Origin of the sequence: Leptothermofonsia sp. ETS-13, assembly GCF_049200465.1 — a bacterium.
Taxonomy (GTDB): Bacteria; Cyanobacteriota; Cyanobacteriia; order Leptolyngbyales; family Leptolyngbyaceae; genus Leptothermofonsia.
Genome location: NZ_CP120836.1, coordinates 63,495 through 83,747 on the forward strand (window position 1 = coordinate 63,495; position 20,253 = coordinate 83,747).

20 protein-coding genes and 1 pseudogene are annotated in these 20,253 nt (G+C 49.9%); 15 read left to right on the top strand and 6 right to left on the bottom strand.

What is annotated here, in order from left to right:
• Positions 1–80 precede the first annotated feature (80 nt).
• A complete protein-coding gene (locus P4D80_RS00310; RefSeq protein ID WP_421656872.1) occupies positions 81–887 on the bottom strand; it encodes an MORN repeat-containing protein in 807 nt (268 codons plus the stop codon).
• Positions 888–1,663: 776 nt separating this feature from the next.
• On the opposite strand from P4D80_RS00310, the gene P4D80_RS00315 reads away from it, so the two are divergent.
• Both P4D80_RS00315 and P4D80_RS00320 read left to right on the top strand, forming a co-directional pair.
• Positions 1,664–2,083 carry a BlaI/MecI/CopY family transcriptional regulator gene (locus P4D80_RS00315; RefSeq protein WP_421656873.1) on the top strand — a complete coding sequence of 140 codons (420 nt, stop codon included), beginning with the start codon at positions 1,664–1,666 and terminating at the stop codon, positions 2,081–2,083.
• Positions 2,083–2,925, top strand: a complete 843-nt coding sequence (locus tag P4D80_RS00320) for a M56 family metallopeptidase (RefSeq protein ID WP_421656874.1) — start codon at positions 2,083–2,085, stop codon at positions 2,923–2,925. Before P4D80_RS00315 ends, P4D80_RS00320 begins: the two co-directional genes overlap by 1 nt.
• A gap of 1 nt (position 2,926) precedes the next feature.
• On the opposite strand, the gene P4D80_RS00325 is transcribed toward P4D80_RS00320, so the two are convergent.
• Positions 2,927–3,319, bottom strand: a complete 393-nt coding sequence (locus P4D80_RS00325; RefSeq protein ID WP_421656875.1) for a transporter associated domain-containing protein — start codon at positions 3,317–3,319, stop codon at positions 2,927–2,929.
• A gap of 5 nt (positions 3,320–3,324) precedes the next feature.
• Positions 3,325–4,248 (bottom strand): hemolysin family protein, encoded by a 924-nt coding sequence (locus P4D80_RS00330; RefSeq protein WP_421656876.1) that lies wholly within the window; start codon positions 4,246–4,248, stop codon positions 3,325–3,327.
• Between the two features lie 243 nt (positions 4,249–4,491).
• On the opposite strand from P4D80_RS00330, the gene P4D80_RS00335 reads away from it, so the two are divergent.
• The 3 genes from P4D80_RS00335 to P4D80_RS00345 are packed head-to-tail and all read left to right on the top strand — an operon-like array spanning position 4,492 to position 6,667.
• Positions 4,492–4,653 carry a hypothetical protein gene (locus P4D80_RS00335; protein WP_421656877.1) on the top strand — a complete coding sequence of 54 codons (162 nt, stop codon included), beginning with the start codon at positions 4,492–4,494 and terminating at the stop codon, positions 4,651–4,653.
• An 11-nt stretch (positions 4,654–4,664) separates the two neighbouring features.
• On the top strand, positions 4,665–5,723 hold the full coding sequence (locus tag P4D80_RS00340) for an ABC transporter permease (protein ID WP_421656878.1): 1,059 nt from the start codon (positions 4,665–4,667) through the stop codon (positions 5,721–5,723).
• 5 nt (positions 5,724–5,728) lie between these two features.
• The gene (locus P4D80_RS00345) at positions 5,729–6,667 is read left to right on the top strand and encodes an ABC transporter permease (RefSeq protein ID WP_421656879.1); all 939 of its coding nucleotides are present in this window, start codon (positions 5,729–5,731) and stop codon (positions 6,665–6,667) included.
• A gap of 62 nt (positions 6,668–6,729) precedes the next feature.
• Here the strand turns inward: P4D80_RS00345 and P4D80_RS00350 are convergent, their stop codons facing one another.
• Complete coding sequence (locus tag P4D80_RS00350; protein ID WP_421656880.1) at positions 6,730–6,975, bottom strand: hypothetical protein; 246 nt, start codon at positions 6,973–6,975, stop codon at positions 6,730–6,732.
• 197 nt (positions 6,976–7,172) lie between these two features.
• Here P4D80_RS00350 and P4D80_RS00355 point away from each other — a divergent pair, with 197 nt between their 5' ends.
• The 4 genes and pseudogenes from P4D80_RS00355 to groL all read left to right on the top strand — a co-directional run bounded on the left by P4D80_RS00355 (position 7,173) and on the right by groL (position 12,445).
• Positions 7,173–7,991, top strand: coding sequence for a squalene/phytoene synthase family protein (locus P4D80_RS00355; protein WP_421656881.1), 819 nt, complete (start codon positions 7,173–7,175; stop codon positions 7,989–7,991).
• Positions 7,992–9,626: 1,635 nt separating this feature from the next.
• Positions 9,627–10,379, top strand: a pseudogene (locus tag P4D80_RS00360) (IS1 family transposase).
• Positions 10,380–10,415: 36 nt separating this feature from the next.
• Entirely contained in the window at positions 10,416–10,547 is a 132-nt protein-coding gene (locus tag P4D80_RS00365) for a hypothetical protein (RefSeq protein WP_421656882.1), read from the top strand.
• Between the two features lie 254 nt (positions 10,548–10,801).
• Positions 10,802–12,445 carry a chaperonin GroEL gene (gene groL, locus P4D80_RS00370; protein ID WP_421656883.1) on the top strand — a complete coding sequence of 548 codons (1,644 nt, stop codon included), beginning with the start codon at positions 10,802–10,804 and terminating at the stop codon, positions 12,443–12,445.
• Between the two features lie 420 nt (positions 12,446–12,865).
• Here the strand turns inward: groL and P4D80_RS00375 are convergent, their stop codons facing one another.
• Positions 12,866–14,014 carry an AbrB family transcriptional regulator gene (locus P4D80_RS00375; protein WP_421656884.1) on the bottom strand — a complete coding sequence of 383 codons (1,149 nt, stop codon included), beginning with the start codon at positions 14,012–14,014 and terminating at the stop codon, positions 12,866–12,868.
• Between the two features lie 207 nt (positions 14,015–14,221).
• Positions 14,222–15,085 carry a YebC/PmpR family DNA-binding transcriptional regulator gene (locus P4D80_RS00380; RefSeq protein WP_421656885.1) on the bottom strand — a complete coding sequence of 288 codons (864 nt, stop codon included), beginning with the start codon at positions 15,083–15,085 and terminating at the stop codon, positions 14,222–14,224.
• A 109-nt stretch (positions 15,086–15,194) separates the two neighbouring features.
• On the opposite strand from P4D80_RS00380, the gene P4D80_RS00385 reads away from it, so the two are divergent.
• The 6 genes from P4D80_RS00385 to P4D80_RS00410 all read left to right on the top strand — a co-directional run bounded on the left by P4D80_RS00385 (position 15,195) and on the right by P4D80_RS00410 (position 20,190).
• The gene (locus P4D80_RS00385; RefSeq protein ID WP_421656886.1) at positions 15,195–15,344 is read left to right on the top strand and encodes an ATP-binding protein; all 150 of its coding nucleotides are present in this window, start codon (positions 15,195–15,197) and stop codon (positions 15,342–15,344) included.
• A 506-nt stretch (positions 15,345–15,850) separates the two neighbouring features.
• A complete protein-coding gene (locus P4D80_RS00390) occupies positions 15,851–16,078 on the top strand; it encodes an indolepyruvate ferredoxin oxidoreductase subunit alpha (protein WP_421656887.1) in 228 nt (75 codons plus the stop codon).
• A gap of 8 nt (positions 16,079–16,086) precedes the next feature.
• Positions 16,087–16,821, top strand: coding sequence for an ABC transporter ATP-binding protein (locus P4D80_RS00395; RefSeq protein ID WP_421656888.1), 735 nt, complete (start codon positions 16,087–16,089; stop codon positions 16,819–16,821).
• 9 nt (positions 16,822–16,830) lie between these two features.
• On the top strand, positions 16,831–18,471 hold the full coding sequence (locus P4D80_RS00400) for an ABC transporter substrate-binding protein (RefSeq protein WP_421656889.1): 1,641 nt from the start codon (positions 16,831–16,833) through the stop codon (positions 18,469–18,471).
• Positions 18,472–18,521: 50 nt separating this feature from the next.
• Positions 18,522–19,319 carry a DUF2993 domain-containing protein gene (locus P4D80_RS00405; RefSeq protein ID WP_421656890.1) on the top strand — a complete coding sequence of 266 codons (798 nt, stop codon included), beginning with the start codon at positions 18,522–18,524 and terminating at the stop codon, positions 19,317–19,319.
• 193 nt (positions 19,320–19,512) lie between these two features.
• Positions 19,513–20,190 carry a GerMN domain-containing protein gene (locus P4D80_RS00410; RefSeq protein WP_421656891.1) on the top strand — a complete coding sequence of 226 codons (678 nt, stop codon included), beginning with the start codon at positions 19,513–19,515 and terminating at the stop codon, positions 20,188–20,190.
• Positions 20,191–20,253: the final 63 nt, after the last annotated feature.

Below are 20,253 nucleotides of genomic sequence, written 5' to 3' on the forward strand. Positions count from 1 at the left end.
GAGAGGAGTGAGAGGGCAGAAGGGAGCCAGGGTGGAGTTGGAGAGTGATGGAGTAATGGGGGTGGATGAGTGGATGACCCTTACGGGTTCACTGGTTGTCCACCTCGAAACTGTCCAACAAAGCGCTTACCATTGGCATAGACCAACACCCCCTTACCATCGGGTTTGCCACCCCGGAGCTCGCCAGTGTAGCTTCTGAAGGCGCTACCCCGTGGATAGGTGCAGGTTCCCTTACCGCTTAACTGGCTGCTGAAGAAAACTCCCTGACAGCGAATGCCATCAGCGTTGGTAAGAACCCCTTGCCCATTCACCTGCCCCAGGTAAAAATCACCAGAATAGGTGCTGCCGCTAAATTTCATGGTGCCTTTGCCGTGGGGTTGTCCGTCACGCATGGTGCCGGTGTAGCTCATTCCGTTGGGCATGACCAGAGATCCCCTGCCGTAAAACCGACCGTTGCGAAAAGTTCCGACGTAGCGCCCACCGTCTCGATAGGTGAGGGTGCCTTTGCCGTTGTATTTGCCATTGGAAAAACCACCCTCGTAGCGATCGCCATTCGCAAAAATGTACATTCCCCTGCCGTTGGGCAGCCCGTTCCGCACCGAGCCTTCATAGCGGTCATCATTCTGGTACACAAACGTGCCAACCCCATTCGGTACCCCGTTACGAATCTGTCCCCGATAGTAGTTGTAGGGGTTACCGGGGTTCACATTCGAGAACACACAAATGCCTGTGCCGCTCCGTCCACTGAAATTTCCCTCGCACGTAGCTCCATCCTCAAGGGTAATCGTTGCGGCCCTGGCAGGTAGGGGCTGACTCAAGCCGATGGCAACTTCCAGGGCAGAAACCGCCAGAACACCGATACCCAATTGTTGAATTGAAGGATGCATAACAGGTACTCCGTTTGAGAACTCCTAACAGTTTTGATTTTCGTAGCGAAAGGCAGAAAATAGGATAGGGAGAGGGAGGAGGAAGAAGGAGAAAGAAGAAAGAAGCCAGGAGTTAGGAGTCAGGATTGGGGACTGAGGGCTAGGGATTAGATATTGGAGGGTTTGTCAAATTTTTTGTGGCAATCCTGGAAAGGGGTTCGAGGGAATCAGGGTTTCAAGGAATCAGAGGCCCGTTTCTAGAACACCCCCCGAAGTCAGAGTCCCATTTCTAGAACAGCCTCGTATTGGAGCAATTCAGAACTCATCTACCCATCCACCCATCCAGCCCCTCACTTCTCACATTTGTCATTAAGAGTTCCCTAAAGCTTGCACGGATTTAACGATGTTTACAGTAAGTTTGAAATGGATAAACCACTCTTTGACCCCTAGCCCCTATTCCCTAGCCCCTTAAAGAGGGTGGCTAACTCAACTGAAAAACTCTGTATAACCAGACAATTGCACATCTCCAGGAAACGGCGGGAGCAACTTTAAGCATGAGCTTGATAGATTGGATTAATGATGCGTTTTATTCCCTAGCAATTATTCCTAGCAATTATTAATATTCCAGATTTGTGGCTCGTTTCATTCAAGCAACTCCTCACCTCTTACCAGCCCCGGCTTCTAGCTTCTGGCTCCTGCCCCCCACCTTCTGCCTCCTAACTTCTCACATAGGCAAATCGTGGATTCAATCGGTATAAGCTATAGTGAATGGTTGATTCATTGAAACACTAGCGGCTATGGCTTCTTTGCCAGATCACCGACCTAAGCAACTTTCCCTTGGCCCATTGGAAGCCGAAATTCTGCAAATTGTTTGGGAATTGGGAACAGCGACGGTCAAGGATGTGCATGAACGGATTTTGTCCAATCCAGAGCGGGAGTTGGCATATACATCTGTCACGACCGTGCTGCAACGGCTGGCCCAGAAAGGCTGGTTGACCTGTGACAAGCAGGGAAAGACACATATTTGGGAACCGTTGATTTCTCAGGCAGAGGCGCAGGCACTGCGGGCTTATGAACAATTGAATCAGTTTTTGGCGGTAGGCAATCCCGATGTGGTTGCGGCTTTTGCTGACAAGTTAGATCAGGCGAGTGTAGAGCAGATCGAGGCGATCGCCCAGCGTCTGCGCTCGATTCGTAAAGCCAGGGAGGAGCAGTAATGCATCTAACCCTTTTGCTGGCGGCCTTAACAGTTGCTGGGTTGCTGAGGTTGCAGCCCATCGATCCGAATCAGAACTGGCAGGAACGCTGGTGGCGATTGCTGGGTCTGTTTCTTTTCTCACCGTTGTTGTTGCTGGCAACGGCGATCGCTCTGGTCTGGATGGGACCACGGGGACAGATGGTGCGCTGGTGGGAAGGTTGGTTCAGTTACTCATTGGCACTTCTGTTTCTGGTTTTTGCCGTTTTTTGGGCAATCAAACTGGCGGGGGAAGGTTGGCGGTCTTTACGTCGGGTCAGGAAATATCCCCAATGGGAGCTAAAGGGCACCTCCGCCCGCTTACTGCCGACGCCGATCCCCTTTGTTGCCAGGGTTGGCTTCTGGCGTTCTGAACTGGTGATCAGCCAGGGGTTATTGCAAGCCTTTGATGCAGATCATCTAAACGCTGTTTTAACTCACGAGCAGGCCCATCACTACTACCGGGATACCTTCTGGTTTTTCTGGCTTGGTTGGTTGCGCAGGCTGACCTTCTGGCTGCCGCAAACGGAAACTCTCTGGCAGGAGTTGCTGCTCCTGCGGGAACATCGAGCTGACTGTTGGGCGGCGCAATCAGTTGATAGCCTGCTTCTGGCAGAGTCGCTGGTGCAAATGGTCAGTGCTCCGGCACTGTATTCTGAAATTGCGTCTGCCGCCTTCAGTAATGCACTGCCTCACAATCGCCTGGAAGAGCGAATAGAGGTATTGTTGTCCCAGCCCAAACCGCTTCAGCAAATAGGATTGTGGGTTTGGGCATGGTTACTTTCAGGCTTTCTTCCGCTGCTGGTTGCTCCTTTTCATTACTAAATCAATCTTCCATCTCGATATCTGGAGTAGGAAGTTGAGTCACCCTTACCCGTTGTCCATCTTCCAGGACAGTCAGCACAATGTTCTGAATTTGAAGGGTATCTCCTGGTTCGGGCGATCGCTGTAACTCCTCCAGAAACAATCCGGCCAGGGTAGCTGCCTCTTCACGTGGCAGTTCCAAATCCAGCTCATTGTTGACAGTGGCAATGCTGGCACGGATTTTGAAAATGCCTTCATGCTCTCCAATCTGGCGAAACTCTCGTTCCTCTTCCGCGTCATACTCATCCCGGATTTCGCCCACAATCTCTTCCAATACATCTTCTAACGTCACCAGTCCGGCTGTGCCGCCAAATTCGTCCCGTACAATTACCAGATGCAGGCGGTTTTTCTTCATCTCTTCTAAAATTTCATTGGCAGGTTTATTCTCTGTAATGAAATAGACCGGGCGTAGCAGTTCTCGAATACGGGGGGGTGCTCCAGTAAACCGGGGAGGGGTCGGATCAGGTCTTTGACATGCAAAATGCCCACAATATGATCCAGGTCCCTGTCACAGACCGGCAAACGGGTATGGGCGTTATCAGCCACAATCTGGTACGCCTCTTCCAGGGGGGTGTCAATTCTAAGGTATTGGATCTGGACACGGGGCACCATAATCGCCCTGGCGGTAATGTGACTAAGTTCCACAGCGCCGTGGATAATGCGCCGCTCCTGTTCTCCCACGGAACCGCCTGCCCGCCCGGCATCCACCATTGCCTTAATTTCCTCTGGACTGACCGACTCCTCTTCGTCTTCAACTGGATTGCCCGTCAGTTTGAGGATAAGGTTGGTAGAAGCGCTGACTATGCGGACAACGGGTGTTACCAGCTTTTCTAGAAATCGAATGGGGCGAATACAGAACAGGGCAAACTCTTCGGCATGGCGGATTGCCAGACGCTTGGGAACAAGTTCACCCAGGACCAGACTGAGTAGAGCAATGACCACTGTGATCCCGATTAACGCTACCTGACTGGCAACTTGGGGAGGCAGGGGGGGAGTGAGCAACGTTGCGAGCGGCCCCGCCAGGTTGTCGGCTGCAAATGCGCCGTTGAGAAAGCCAGTCAGCGTGATCACCAGCTGAATGGTTGCTAGAAACCGGGTGCTGTCTTCTGTTGTTCTTAAAACCAGGCGGGCACGGCGATCGCCCTGGTCTGCTAGCATCCTTATCCGTACATCATTAACAGATACCAATGCAATTTCAGCCGCAGCAAAGAAAGCATTAATCGCGATCAGTACCAGGTTAATCAGGATGAGCAGCCCGACGTTGGAGGATTCAGCGGTATTCATGTAAAAGTTCTGGAGCGCAGACAAACATGGTTTCCCCTGGCACTCCAGCAAAAATAGGGACTTTCCAAAGTTTACCGCCTATTGCTCAGCCTTCTTTAGCAGAAATCAAATAGTAAATTTCCAGGGCTTACGCAAACCCCGGAGATTTTAACTTAAATATAGTGTCCTTCTTGAAATTTGAACGGGGTGCAGGGGTTCCACCCCTGCCTGGGGGCGCCGCCCCCCCTCCCCCCTTGACAATTAATGATGACTACCTTTTTATATGTCAGGCAAAATATGTCCGGCAGAATGATACAGAGCAAAGGGGTATCCTTTGAGGGGCACTTTTTGGGGTTTCTGGGGAGAGGAATTGCAGCCCTTTACCTGGAAGAAATCCGGGAATATCTGTCGGGGTGGTCGCTTTAGAGGGGGTTTGAATGGGATTGAAGTTGAAGCGATTTCTGCCGTTGGTGTCGCCGTTGCTGGCGATCGCCGCTGCGCTCTTAGTTGGTGCAGGTTTGATTCTACTGGCAGGAGTTAGCCCCCTCAAGGCTTACACGGTTTTATTTAGCGAATCTCTGGCCAGTTACTACGGCTTTGGCAATACTCTAACAAAGACAGCTCCGCTGCTGCTGACAAGTTTAGGGGTTTTGGCTGCCCTCAAGGCGGGTCAATTCAACATTGGGGGAGAAGGACAAATCTACATGGGGGGCCTGGGCAGTGCCCTGGTTGGGCTGTACATCCGCGGGCTGCCTCTGGTGATTCATGTGCCACTGGCATTGCTGGGGGGCTTTTTGTTGGGCGCTGTCTGGGGCATGATTCCGGGTTATTTGAAGGCATACCAGGGCGTCAATGAAGTCATTACCACCCTCCTCCTGAACTACATTGCTCAAAATTTGGTGAGCTATGCTGTCAGCCATCCACTGAAAGAACTGGGGGCTCCAACCCCATTCAGTCCAATGATTGCGCCCACCGCCCAGTTGCCCATCCTTCTGCCCCAGACTCAGGTTCATGCCGGGATCTTGCTGGGACTGGTAGCAACGGTGGTTCTGTGGGTTGTGTTGACGCGATCGCCCCTCGGCTATCAGATTGAAACCGTTGGACAGAATCCTATTGCTGCCCGGTATGCCGGAATTTCTGTTGAACGCACCATTTTGCTGGTGATGGCACTGGCCGGTGGCTTGGCAGGGCTGGCGGGGGCTGGCGAAGTGATGGGGCTAAAATATCGCCTGTTTGAAAACTTTTCAACAGGGTATGGGTTTGATGCGATCGCGATCGCCTTCCTCAGTCGGGGTAACCTGGCAGGCATCGTACTGACATCCCTCTTTTTCGGCGCTCTGCGCGGCGGAGCCAACGTCATGCAGCGCAGTGCTGGAGTTCCGGTCACAGTGGTTTACGCCATCCAGGGGTTTACAGTTCTGTTTATTGCAATCAGTCTGGTACTGGAGCGGAATCTTCTATTCAAGAACCGGCAGCCAGAAATCATGCCTAGGTAATTACCATGTCCACGCTTCCCTTCCTCTCCGACTATCTCTCTGCCAGTCTGCGGTTATCGATGCCTCTGGCGTTTGCAGCTCTGGGTGGGCTCTGGTCTGAGCGGTCTGGAGTTTTGAACATTGGGCTGGAGGGAATGCTGCTTACGGGGGCGTTTGTCAGTGCGGCGGCAACCTTTTATGTCGGTGGCAATGGGTGGTTGGGAATTCTGGCAGCGCTGGTTGCTGGGGGGCTGGTGGGGCTGTTGCATGCTTTTCTGTGCGTGACGCTGAAGGTCGATCAACTGGTATCGGGGCTGGCTATTAACCTGTCGGCGGCGGGGTTAACCGCGTTTATGTCACGGCTGATGTTTACCAGTGAGACAACCCAGCGATTGCCTGGTATGGACGCGATCGCCATCCCCGGCTTCAGCCAGATCCCTCTTCTGGGTTCCCTTCTGTTTAATCAGGATCCCCTGGTTTATCTACTGTTTCTTCTCGTACCGCTGAGTACCTATGTTTTGTTTCGCACCAGCCTGGGGTTAACCCTGCGGGCTGTGGGCGAATATCCCCGTGCTGCCGATACAGCCGGAATCCAGGTTGCCAGAGTCCGCTACATCAGTGTGATCTTGAGTGGTGTCCTGGCGGCTTTGGGGGGAGCCTACCTGGTGTTGGTGCATGTAAAATTTTTTACAGAAGATATTAGTGCCGGAAAGGGGTTCATTGCTCTGGCTGCGCTGATTTTCGGGCGATGGCACCCGGTCAGTACAGTACTGGCGTGTCTGTTATTTGGCGCGTCAGAGGCTCTGCAACTCCGCATCCAGGCATTTAATTTGAATATTCCTTACCAATTTCTAGTAATGCTGCCCTACGCGATCGCCCTTCTGGCCATGGTTGGACTTGCGGGTCGATCAACCCCACCCGCCGCATTGGGCACTCCCTACAGCAAGGAAACCCCTGGGGAGTAACCATTTCTATCGCATAAAGCTTAAATTTTCTGGAAAACGGTATCTACCGTGTGTATTGGAACTTAGCGGCGATCCCCAAACACTTTATAGCGATAGCCACCAGGCTTAGGACGGGGTGCAGGGGTGAAATCCCTGGCTGGGGGCGCAGCCCCCCATCCCCTTAAAGTCAATGTCCTAAGTAACCTGGCGGCAGCTATAAAAGAATGAACGTCAATAGCAGAGAGCCTTAAACCTTCATTTCCATATCGATAAGTTGATACAGCTTCTTTATAAAGAGCAATCTGCTGTTGTAAACCATTCTTAGCCATCAAAAATTGTTGCCAGGCTCAACGCTAGCGTTTAAGGGTGCGCCTTTTCACTCTCATAGTTAGTCTCATGACTCTATAGGTCGGAAAACTGAATATCTTGAAAAGCTCAGATTCTATTTAATTCTCTTTCAAAAAAAATTAAGTTTTTTGCTATATATTGAGAGCGAATTGGTCTGGTGGTTTGGAGGAGTGAATTGATGCAGTTGCACAAAAATGCCTTAGAGGTTTTACAGGAAACTAGCCGAACCTTTTATATTCCTATCAGCCGTCTTCCGGTAGGGTTACAAGAGGCGGTAACTTCGGCTTACCTTTGTATGCGCGCGATTGACGAAATTGAAGATCATCCAGACCTGGATAATCCGCTCAAGGCTAAGCTCCTGCAAACCATTAGCCTGACTTTACAGGCAGCGGCAGACAGCATTGATGTCGATGATTTGGCTGCAGAATTGAGCCAGTACACAAACCTACTGCCCGAAGTCAGCATCCGCATTGGAGAGTGGGCAATGTTAGCACCGGGAACGATCGCCCCCCGTGTATGGGATGCTACAGCGGCTATGTCTGACCGGATGGCCTACTGGGCACTGAACAACTGGAACATTCAAACCCAGGCCGACCTGGATCGATACACTATGAGCGTAGCTGGTGCAGTTGGGTTGCTACTGTCTGATCTATGGGCCTGGTATGACGGTACCCAAACAAACCGAACCCATGCGATCGGTTTTGGACGAGGATTACAAGCCGTCAATATCTTACGGAACCATGCCGAAGATATGAACCGCGGGGTAAATTTCTACCCGACTGACTGGACAAATGAGCGCATGCAAACCTATGCCCGCCGCAACCTGGCAATGGCAGATGCGTATACCAGTGCTTTACCTCTCGGTCCTGCTTTAGATTTCTGCCAGATTCCGTTAGCACTGGCCCATGCGACCCTGGACGCCCTGGCTCAAGGGGAAGAGAAACTCAGCCGCACCAAGGTGCTTGCCCTGGTTGAACAATTGACTAGCAGTAAATGAAATCACAGGCAACCAACGTTGGGCATCAGGTGACAGGCAGCAGCAGGAAAAATGAGTACCCACTGCCAGCCACCTGTTGCCTTTATATAGCAGTCCTAAATCAGTTGTGAGATGGAGAGGCTTTGTGAGAAGGAGTTCTGCAGAACTCCTTCTCACAATCCAAATAAGTAGCGAGGCGCAGTTAAATTAAGGATAATTTCGGGGGTGGAGGGGGTGAAAGCCGCTGCCTGGGGGCGCAGCCCCCACTCCCCCTTTTACCGATTAATGATGGCTACCTACTTATAAGACAAAAAAGCACAAAAAAACGCACTGCGTTTTGCACAGTACGTGACTTCTTGGAGATTCCTGCAATTCAACTTTTAATTAAAAGGTTGATCTGCGAAACGGTTGCCACCAAATGAACATTTTCCACAAAGGAAGTAGTTCTACGGGGTGTTCTGCGGGGTCTGGATGGAGGACTGTACGATTCCATTACAACCGTTGCTCCAATTATCAGAACACCCAAGATGCTGATACTTCTAGATAAAAAACGCGTGTCTTTGGTTTTGGCAACCCCTAATCTGACAGTTTTGACGAGAGGTAGAAAGATTCGATCATTCATAACTCTAAAGGCAACTGAAGTACATTGATCCAAATTGTTAGTAGATTGCCCCCAGATCAGACTCCTCTCATTGGTAATGTGATAACTCATACCCAAATTTCAAATTGCATCATGACTCTCTTCAAAGTCTGTTAATGAACATTTTCTATTAACAAAACAACTTCAATTTCCAGAGAATTGGTGTGAGGTAAAAGAATAACTTGTGTACTCTTTCAACGACCAACCAGGAGAATCTGCAAATTTAAGGATTTGGAGTTGAATTTTCACACGTGTGAATGGGAAATTTAACTGTGCGATCTCAATCAGGAACAAAAACCTAAAGCCTCGCCACAATTCCATGCAAAGACATGCCCAGCTATGATCTCAGAAACTTGATTAAAGTTTCTGCAAATACAAAAAGCACAGTTCTCCTGGAAGTTTGGTATAAGCCTTGCTTATCACCGAAACAAAATCAATATTCTAGGAATTTTGTTTGGGGTGAAAGAGTAGTTTACGCTACTTTTTTACCAGCAAACCGGGAGAAACAAAAGCACTGTCTGGATAAGTCTGAGGTAGATTTCCCTAACTGGTGACGAGAAGGGCAGGATTGCTCTGCAAACCTCCTAAGACGATTCCAGGAGACAAGACACACTTAAAGCAATGTTGTCCTCTTGCATTCAGTCTAAAACGGATTCCTCACTAAAAGATTGCACTTTTATGCAATCTTTGTCGGGTTTTCGCTGGCTAATTTGCTAGTTTTATATTGACAGTACTTAAAATCTAAAAAGCTTATCAAATAAAGCTTATAAGCTCTCTGACAGTAGTATTCCAGCAATATCATTTTCCTCTGTAGAGATGTTTCATGAAACTGCAAATGATTCATGACAGATTTAAAACTCAACCAACTCTTCGACAAATCAGAATTATTGAGTCGAAAGATTAAGTAGGTAGTCATCATTAATTGGTAAAAGGGGGAGTGGTGTGCCCCTCCACCCCCAAAACTATCCTTAATAATTTAATTGCGCCTAATGCACGGTAGTCTTAAAGATGTAAGGATGGATAAGACAACACTACCTCCAATAGTTTATGTCGATTGCTCTCCCCCGTGTCCTGCTTGTCAATCAACTTACACGGTCAAAAATGGTAGAATTCACAATGGCAAGCAGAACTTTAAGTGCCCCGAGTGTGGCAGACAGTTTGTTGAAGTCCCTCAAAACAAACGCATTGCTCAGGGAACCAAAATCTTGATTGACAAACTGTTATTGGAGAAGCTCCCTTGAGCTGGAATAGCAAGAGTAGCAGGTGTTTGAGAGCCTTGGCTGCAAAGTTATGTCAATGCCAAATATGAAGCAGTGCCTCCGCAGGTCGAGGTGTCGGTAAAAAAAGGACGTTTGACGATCCAGTGTGACGAGATGTAGTCATTTGTGGGCAACCAGGGGAACAACCTGTGGATTTGGCTAGCCTTAGATGTGGTAACCCGAGAACTTGTTGGAGTGTATGTTGGTGCCCGTAGCTGCCAGGGGGCAAAAGGATTGTGGTCTGCCTTACCCGTTGTGTATCGACAGTGGGCCGCCTCCTATAGCGATTTCTGGTCAGTTTACGATGAGGTATTCCCTAGTAAGCGGCATCATAGTGTCGGCAAAGAGAGTGGCAAAACCAGCTACATCGAACGGTTTAACTGCACCTTACGGCAACAGGTTTCGAGATTGCTTCGCAAGACCCTGTCATTTTCCAGAAACCTGGAGAATCAAATCGGGGCGATCATCTGGTACTTCGTTCACCACTCCAACTCTTCCTTACTTGTTTAGGACTACCACAGAGCCACATCTGACTTCAGGGTATAGTTGCCTCTTGCTCTTGAGCCACCCAACGCGATCGCTACAATCCCCCTTAACTGCCTGCAAGCGATCGACAACATGGTGAATGAACTGAGGCAACTACTGATTCATAGTGCTCTGTCCCATCGCTGCTCCTAAACAACAATCGGGCAAACTGAGGAAACGAAACTCACTATTCCAGTTCACCCACAACAGATTACCAATCTGGAACCGATTATACCTGCTTCAGCCCAAGTAGCGATGACAACGTAAGCAGGCAAATTTCCATTCGAGGAGCCTGTCTGCTTAAGCTTCTGGTTAGGCTGCCTGTTCAGTACCCCTCACCCCTCACCTATTTAGCAGTCCAACAAGTTGAGTGCTAAATTTAGATGTGGAGAACTAAGCGAGAAACTATGGCAAAGATCGTTGTATTCGATGATGAATCCCGTCAGGCGCTAGAACGCGGCGTGAATGCTCTGGCGGATGCTGTTCGTGTGACCCTGGGTCCCAAAGGACGTAACGTTCTATTGGAGAAGAAATATGGTGCGCCCCAGATTGTGAACGATGGCATCACCATCGCCAAAGAAATTGAACTGGAAGACCCGTTGGAAAATACGGGTGCTTCCCTCATTCGTGAAGTGGCATCCAAGACCAAAGACCTGGCCGGGGATGGCACCACCACGGCAACCGTCCTTGCCCAGGCGATGATTCGGGAAGGGATGAAGAATGTGGCAGCAGGAAACAATCCGGTTGCTTTGCGGCGAGGTATCGAGAAGGCGATCGCCAAACTGGTGGATGAGATCAAAGTAGTTGCTAAGCCCATCGAAGGGAATGCGATCGCCCAGGTCGCCACCGTTTCCTCTGGCAACGACGAAGAAGTGGGGGCCATGATCGCCGAAGCAATGGGCAAAGTCGGTAGAGATGGCGTGATTACCGTGGAAGAGTCCAAATCCCTCAGTACCGAGATGGAAGTGGTCGAGGGGATGCAATTTGACCGGGGCTACATTTCTCCCTACTTCGTCACCGATCCGGAGCGAATGATTGCAGAATTTGAAAATACTCTTATTCTCCTTACAGACAAAAAGATTAGCTCCATTCAGGAATTCATCCCAGCTCTGGAGAAAATTGCTCGCTCGGGTCAACCCCTGCTAGTGATTGCCGAAGACATCGAAGGGGAAGCACTAGCAACCCTGGTGGTTAATCGTCTGCGGGGAGTGCTGAATGCGATCGCCGTTAAAGCCCCCGGTTTTGGAGAACGCCGTAAAGCCATGCTGCAAGATATTGCGGTTCTCACTGGCGGTCAGGTGATTTCAGAAGATATTGGGCTCAGCCTGGATACTGTTTCGCTGGAAATGCTGGGTCGGGCACGCAAAGTTACTATCACCAAAGACACCACCACAATCGTATCTGAGGTTGAAAATAGAGCAGATATTGATAAGCGCGTTGAGCAGTTGCGGAAGGAGTTGGAACGCAGTGACTCCGAGTACGACAAAGAAAAACTGCAAGAACGGATCGCTAAACTGGCAGGTGGTGTAGCGGTAATTAAAGTGGGAGCTGCTACCGAAACCGAACTTAAAGACCGCAAGTTTCGGATTGAAGATGCCCTCAATGCCACAAAAGCCGCAGTCGAAGAAGGGATTGTTCCCGGTGGTGGTACAACCCTGATTCACCTGGCTCCCAAACTGGCTGAGTTCAAGAAAACGCTGAACGCTGAAGAGCAGATTGGGGCCGATATTGTACTGAAAGCTCTGGAAGCTCCACTGAAACAGATTGCGGATAATGCAGGTGTCGAAGGTTCCGTTGTGGTTGAAAAAGTCCGCAGTACCGAATTCAACGTAGGCTACAACGCCCAGACCGATAAGTTCGAGGATCTGATTGCCGCAGGAATTATCGACCCTGCCAAAGTTGTGCGATCAGCGCTTCAAGATGCTGGTTCCATCGCTGGCATGGTGTTGACCACCGAAGCTCTGGTAGTGGAAAAGCCTGAGAAGAAACCTGCTGGTGGTACTCCCGATATGGGTGGTATGGGTGGTATGGGCGGCATGGGTATGATGTGATGAAGCGGTACATCAGTAAATTCCGCAATATCAATCAGACCAACAGACCTACCCTTGAATGTACTCGCGATCGCGCCCTCGATGGGTTTTATAGCTGTCACCAGGTTACTTAGGACGTTGATTTTAAGGGAGTGTAGAGGCTTTGCCCCCAGCCAGCAGGGGTGGAACACCCCCTGCACCCCATCCTAAGCCTGGTGGTTACAGCTATAGTTTGTGAACAAGAGTTTGTGAACAAAGGGGAGCTAAGCCCCAAGCAGGGGTGGAACCCCTGTACCCCGTTCAAATTTTGGCATTGCTGAATTTGGGTATGAAATAGGTGTTGTATGCTCGAAACTTCGTTTCGATCCATACTGCTTTTCAGCAACGCCCAAATTTCAAGAAGAATCGCTATATAAAAATTAGGGAATCAGAAGGCAGAAGTCAGATTGATTCTGACTCCCGATCCAGATAACATGCCACTGAGATTAGCCCTGGAAGCGACAGATTGATAATCAACAGACGAATTAAGTGCCCTGCGGTGATAATTTCGACGTTGTGATTCAGGGTTAGGGCAATCCAGATCATTTCTGGAGAACCTCCTGGAGCCGCAATTAGCAAGCAGGTGAGCCAGTCCCATGAGGTCAATAATCGGGCTCCTGCGGCTGCTAGAAAGGTGACTCCAAACATAAGGGAAACCGGGATTACAGCATTCGTAACAGTAGACCCTTTGAGTTTGGGGTTGATTCCCCAATATTCACCAATGGTGATGCCTAATAGAACTTGACCCACAATATTAAACAAAGGTGGCAACCGAAAGTCAAAGGAGGCGAGGGGAGGAAATAGGAACGGCAGAATATCAAACACGAGTCCGATCGCGATCGCACAAAAAAATCCAGCCACTGGAATCTTCAGTTTTCCTGCCAGGTAGACGGCCAGTGAAGTCACTGCCAGTACCAGACAGGGCAACGATAATTGACTTATCTGAAGGGTCAGTAATGAGTTCAGCAGTTCTTTGAAAGAGGGATGGGTGGAATGGGCGATCGCCCTATTCGCAATCATCGGCATCACAAGAATAACCGACGTAAACCGCATTAATTGGACTAAAGAAACCAGCGACGCACTCTTGCTGTAGTCTGCTGCCATGCTTGCCATCACCCCAATATTGCCAGGAGAGGTTGCCAGCATAGCGGTGAGCAAATCTGTCTTTTCAATTCGGGAATAGATCCCTCCGATCAATCCACCGCTGATCAGCAGAAACAGCGGTAGCCCCAGCAGAAACAGCCAGTGGGATGAGAAAACGGTTAGATTACTTTGTTGCAGAGACAGCCCAATCGTTAACCCGATAATAATTTGTCCCACTTTTCTTGCCCTGCGGTTAGGTTGGATGGAGAAATTGCCCAGTATCCGATAACCGTAAAATACCAGAGCCCCCGCCCCAATGCCGCCCAGTATCCACGCTGCGCTTCCCAAACCCAAAGCTGTTAACCCCAAGCCAATTGCGATCGCGACCAGCTCTTCAATAGCGAAAATCCAATAGCCAATTATTGATTCAGAATAGGCGTTAGCCTTGGGAAAGGCGACTTCAACCACGAATGGGTGCTCCTACAAAACGGGGTTAAGGAGACTATTACATGTCCTGGGAAAAAGTGCCAGATTATAAAACAGAGGCTGAATTCACCCAATTGGATGAGTTGGCAGGATGAGGTAAGGTAGTAAGCACTGGTATTAATTTAAAAGATGTGTAGAGCACAAGCACATGGGGGAGCTGAATGGGGGCATTCTAGCTCCCCTCTTCTTTTACGCCACACTCAGCGTCATCAACTCATCACTCATCTCAAAATTAGCCGTGACATTTTGCACGTCGTCCAGATCTTCCAGAGCGTCCATCAGTTTCATTAGTGCGCGTGCCTGATCAGAGTCGCTGACTTCTACAGTGTTATTCGGAATCCAGCGCAACTCCACCCGGTTGACACTGTAACCTTTGTCTTTCAACGTCTGGCTCAGAGTTTCCAGATGAGTGGGATCAGTCAGGGCTTCAGCAACGGTGCCTTCCTCTCCCTCAATCAATTCATAGGTGTCGGCTCCACCTTCTAAAAACGCTTCCAACAGTTCTTCTTCGTTCACCGGATTGGCTTGTTCATGGCGGCGTTTGCGTCCAGCCTCTGGAGGAGTGAGCATCACTTCAACAACTCCCTTCTGGTCAAACATCCAGCCAACGCAGCCAGTTTCACCCAGATTGCCGCCATTTTTGCTAAAAGCAACCCGCAAGTCTGCGGCAGTGCGGTTGCGATTGTCGGTGAGGGCTTCAATTAAGACGGCAACTCCGCCAGGACCATACCCCTCGTAACGGATCGCTTCCAGGGCTGCGTTATCAGCTCCCAATTTGCCAGAACCCTTAGCGATCGCCCGCTCAATATTATCATTTGGAATTCCTGCTGCTTTCGCTTTTTCAATCGCTGTTCGTAATTGAAAGTTACTGGCTGGGTCCGCTCCATTACGAGCAGCTACGATGATCTCCCGCGAAATTTTGGTGAAAACTTTGCCTTTAACAGCATCTACCCGAGCTTTTTGGCGCTTGATATTTGCCCACTTACTATGTCCTGCCATCTCAACCGTGACTAAGCCAGAATTGCAAACAACTTCAATCAATAGAATAGTCAAAGATGGCTTAACTGTCTTTATGGAACTGGTGAAATGGGCCCATCGCTTCTTTTATCCAATGCAAATAGAAAGCATAACAATATTATTTCCAAAGAAAGATGCCATTTATATGCCGCTACCTTTATCGCGCAAAGGTAGCATTACTGACCTGGATTTAGCGATCGCTCAACGGATTGTGGAAGCGCATGGTAGCATTATCACTGCAAGCAGCGAAGTGGGACAGGGAGCCACATTCACCATTCGCTTGCCCATTGGGTAAAAAGGAGAAGGAAGAAAGAAGAAAAAGGAAGAAGGAAGAAGAAAGTGTAGGGGGAGTTGACATGTCAGATCTGTTAAGAAAACAAGTATCTCTGAAAACCTGCCTCTACAGGAGCCAGAAGTCAGGAGTTGGAAATGGGGAGTACGATAGTAGAGTGTTTCTTCACGCAAGATGGAGACTATCGATAATCCCTGAATAGTGCTTTCATAGCTGTCGCCAGGTTGTTAAGGAATGAGAGTTAAATAACTCCGAAAACCTCACCCCGCCTTTGGCACCTCGATCCGAGTCGGCGCAGGGAAGGGGGAGAGGTGGGTTCACTCAAAGAATGTGATGTTATTAAATCTATGATCCTTAGGACATTGGCTTAAAGGGGGTTGGGGCTTCGCCCCCAGCCAGGAGTTCTACCCCTGCACCCTGTCCTAAGCCTGGTGGCTATAGCTATATAGGATATAAGTCCTCCTAAAACCAACTGCTAACCCCTGACAACTAAACTGCGAGAGAGTAAAGTGCCACATACAATTGTTACGAACACTTGTGAAGGCGTTGCCGATTGTGTTGACGCCTGCCCTGTTGCCTGCATCCACCCTGGTCCTGGTAAAAATACTAAGGGCACTGACTGGTACTGGATTGATTTTGCAACCTGCATTGACTGCGGCATTTGCCTGCAAGTTTGCCCCGTGGAGGGGGCGATTGTTCCAGAAGAGCGCCCTGATTTACAGAGAACACCGCAGTAGGACCAATCATGCCTGATTCTAGCCCGCTCCTTGAAGTTCACGATGTATTTGCTGGTTACGTTAGAGACCTAGACATTTTGCAGGGGGTAAATTTCAAAATTTATCCAGGTGAACTGGTGGCGGTCATTGGCCCCAATGGGGCGGGAAAGTCAACGCTGGCAAAGACAATTTTCGGGTTGCTGACACCTCATAAAGGCACGATTGTTTTTAAGGGAGCGTCGATCGCTGGGCTGAAGTCCGACCAGATTGTGCAGCGGGGCATGGGCTATGTGCCACAAATTGCTAATGTGTTCCGCTCTTTGACCGTAGAAGAAAACCTGGAGATGGGCGCGTTTGTTTTGGGAAACACCTCTTTGCAATCCCTAAAGGAAGAAATCTTCTCCCGGTTTCCTCGGCTGGCAGAACGACGAAAGCAACAGGCAGGGACACTTTCCGGTGGAGAGCGACAGATGCTGGCAATGGGGAAAGCGCTCATGTTGAAGCCCGATTTGCTATTGCTGGATGAACCTTCGGCTGCGTTGTCTCCGTTGCTGGTCAATAGTGTGTTTGACCAGATTCGACAAATTAACCAGGCAGGAACGGCGATCGTTCTGGTGGAGCAAAATGCCCGTAAAGCCCTGGAGATGTCCGATCGCGGCTATGTTTTAGAAGCGGGGCGCGATCGCTTTGAAGGGCGGGGCATTGATTTGCTCAACGATCCCAAAGTCGGTGAGCTTTACCTGGGAGTTACAAAGGCTCATTGAGGTGTTGGGATGGCAAATTTTTGGCGCAACCTGAGTAAAGCACGCTCCCTGGCACGATTTTGGGGACTTGTTTGTCTGGCGTTTTTGCTTGTCATTGGCTGTAGCCGTTCAACCCCAGAGGCGGGAAATCTATCCGCTACCTACCGCGATCGCATTATCCTGGGTTCTACCGCAACCGTCAGTACACTTGATCCGGCAGATGCCTATGGTAAGTTTGTGGGCACGCTGCTCTACAATCTGGGCGATCGCCTCTATACCTACAAACTGGGCACCCACGAGCTGGAGCCGCAACTGGCAACGGCTATGCCTGAGGTCAGTTCCAATGGTTTGACCTACACCATTCCCTTGCGGCAGGATGTTATTTTTCACGATGGCACCCCCTTCGACGCCAAAGCAATGGCCTTTTCGCTCAATCGGTTCATTCAAAACGGAGGTTCTCCATCCTTTCTATTGGCTGATCTGGTTGAAGAAATCAAGCCCATCGCTGAATATGAATTAACCATTCAACTGAAAAGACCATTTGCTGCTTTCCCTTCTCTACTGGCATTTTCTGGGGTTTGTGCAGTTTCCCCCAATGCCTACGAAATTAAGGAAGGGGAGTTTAAGCCGGAAACATTTGTGGGTACAGGACCCTACAAATTAGTGAAAGTGGGCACGGATCAGATTCAGCTAGCAGCCTTTGACCGCTACTGGGGACCAAAACCTCTTACCCAAAATATCGATATTCAGTTTTTTTCCAGTTCGGCCAATTTGTTCAATGCCTTTCGCACAGGGGCAGTGGATGTAGCCTATCAAAGTTTAGCAACTGAGCAGATCAACACCCTTCAGCAGGGGATGGAAGCGAAGGGCTGGCGGGTCATCGAGCGATCGGGCAGTAGTATTGATGTACTGACACTTAACCTGAAAAGCCCGCCCCTGGATCGGTTGGAAGTGCGGCAGGCGATCGCCGCTGTCATGGATCGCCCGCTAGTCCAGGAACGGGTGTTCCAGGGACAGATTGAACCCCTCTATAGTCTCGTTCCTACCACGCTGGATGTTCAGAAGCCCGTCTTTCAGGAGCAATACGGGGATAGCAATGCCGCCAAAGCCAGAGAATTGCTGACTAAGGCAGGGTATTCAGAATCCAACCCCCTCACGCTGGAGTTCTGGTACCGCTCAAACGTAATCAATGACCAACTCGCTGCCGCCACTTCCAAAGCCGTAGTTAACAAGGAACTGGGCGGACTGATGCAGCTTGAGCTTAGGAGCGTTGAATCTACCACGGCCTACAAAAATCTGGATAAGGGCGCTTATCCCATCTTTTTGCTGGACTGGTCCCCCGATTTCTTTGACCCGGATAATTACATTCAGCCGTTTATGGAATGTTCAAAAGGGTCCCCAAAAACGGGATGTGAAGAAGGTTCCAGCTATCTTTGGGGTTCGTTTTACTACAGCGATCGCGCCAACCAGCTAATCGATCAAAGCCGCAAAGAACAGAACCCAGCCCGTCGTAAGCAGCTCTACATTGAGTTGCAAAACCTCCTGGCCCAGGATGTTCCCTTTATTCCCCTCTGGCAAAGCAAAGATTATCTTTTTGCCCAGAAATGGGTTCAAGGAGCCAGTCTGGAAGTGACACAAAAAGTTCCGTTTGCGACAATGCGTAAAACTTAGCGCGTTTTTCCAGAGCAATCGGTTACAGTCATGGGGTTCAGGTGGGAGATATGGAAGTTCTGGTTATCCTTCTTTCTGGCTTGATAACCCTCATTTCGCCAGTGGGGGTGGTGAGCGATCGCCTGGTTGAAAGCGCCATTCGCAAACAGCTTGCGGATGTTGAACAACTCCAGGTGCGGATTGATAATGCTCCCTCCTACCAGTTAATCCAGGGAAAAGCAGATCGCATCCGCATTGCCGGACGGGGAGTGTTTCCACTGAAGGGCGTGCGGATTGAAGCCCTGGAGGTTGAAACCGATCCAGTTCACCTCGATGCCCGGCGGTTGCTGCGGCGCGGCAGAACCCGACTGGTGCAACCACTCCGAACCGGAGTGAGGGTCGTCATCAAACAGGAAGATATTCTCAAAGCTATGCAGTCTTCCACAGTTTTAGACCGATTGAGGCGAGCCGGGGTCAGCATCCTGAATGACGGAGACAATCGGCGGCGGGCTCAACGTTACGAACTGATCAATCCCCGAATTGAATTACTCGACAACCAGCGGTTGCGTTTGCAGGTACAAGTACGGGAAAAAGGAGACCCCGCCAGCCTGGATATTTTTGTAGAATCGGGCATTGAAGTCGTTGCCGGACGGCAGTTACGCCTGCTTGCCCCCATCATTCGGTTGAATGGGGAAGCAGCCCCCGAAAATTTGTTGAAAGCGATCGCTGATGGCGTCTTCGAACGCTCCGATCTGCGCCAACTTGAAAAATCTGGAATCATCGCTAGAATTTTGCAATTGAAGATCGGCAACAACCGGATGGAACTGGCAGCCTTTGTTCAGATGTCAGAGGCTAAGAGGAGGGAGTAGGAAGAAGAAGAAAGAAGAAATAAATCGGAGACTAGGAGTGTGGCTAGGGGCTAGGATCAGGTATTGGGACAACTCTGGACTCAAAAATCGGAATTTAAAGCTCATAAAATTAAAACTCATAACTCACAACTTACTCCTCCACCCCTCTCCAACGACTAACAAACAGCTAACAACTGACTAAGGAAACCCTTCCATGCAAGACCACGAATCACCTACCCGCCGTCTTCCGCTCAGCATCGTCGCTGGCATTTCAGCGCTAATTCTGGGGACAGGAGGTGCGGTTGCCTGGTGGGGGTGGAACACGATCTCTCAGCGTCAGACTGCCCCATCCGCGACTCAGCGATCGCAACCTATCCAGGAAGAGCCCAAGTCGCCGCAGATCGCCGCTGATCCGGCTGAAACGGGGCAACCCCCAGCAAAGATTGCCCCTGCGGAAGCTGAAAAAACGCTCCAAGTGTTCTGGCTCAAGGGTATGGGCAACGAAGTAGCACTCACTGCGGTTCCAGTGAAGCTGAGTTCTTCCCAGGACTCTGGAGCATTGGTGGAAGCCGCCGTCAAGCAACTGCTGGCAGGTCCCTCCAACGCCTCCGTCACGACCACCATTCCCCGCAAGACAAAACTCAAAAGTCTGTCTGTTCGCAACGATGGCATTCATATTGACCTATCCGAAGAATTCACTCAGGGTGGGGGAACAACTTCAATGACAGCCAGAGTAGCCCAGATTCTCTACACGGCAACAAGCCTGAATCCCAACGCTCAGGTCTGGCTTTCTGTTGAAGGGGAACCTTTGAATACCCTAGGTGGAGAGGGCCTGATGCTTGACCAACCCATGACTCGTAAAGGCTTTGAGAAAGACTTTTCTTTATACTAGCCAAAGCACTCTATCGTGAAATCATGCCGGATTTCATTCGCCCATTCACTCCTTTTCACCCAT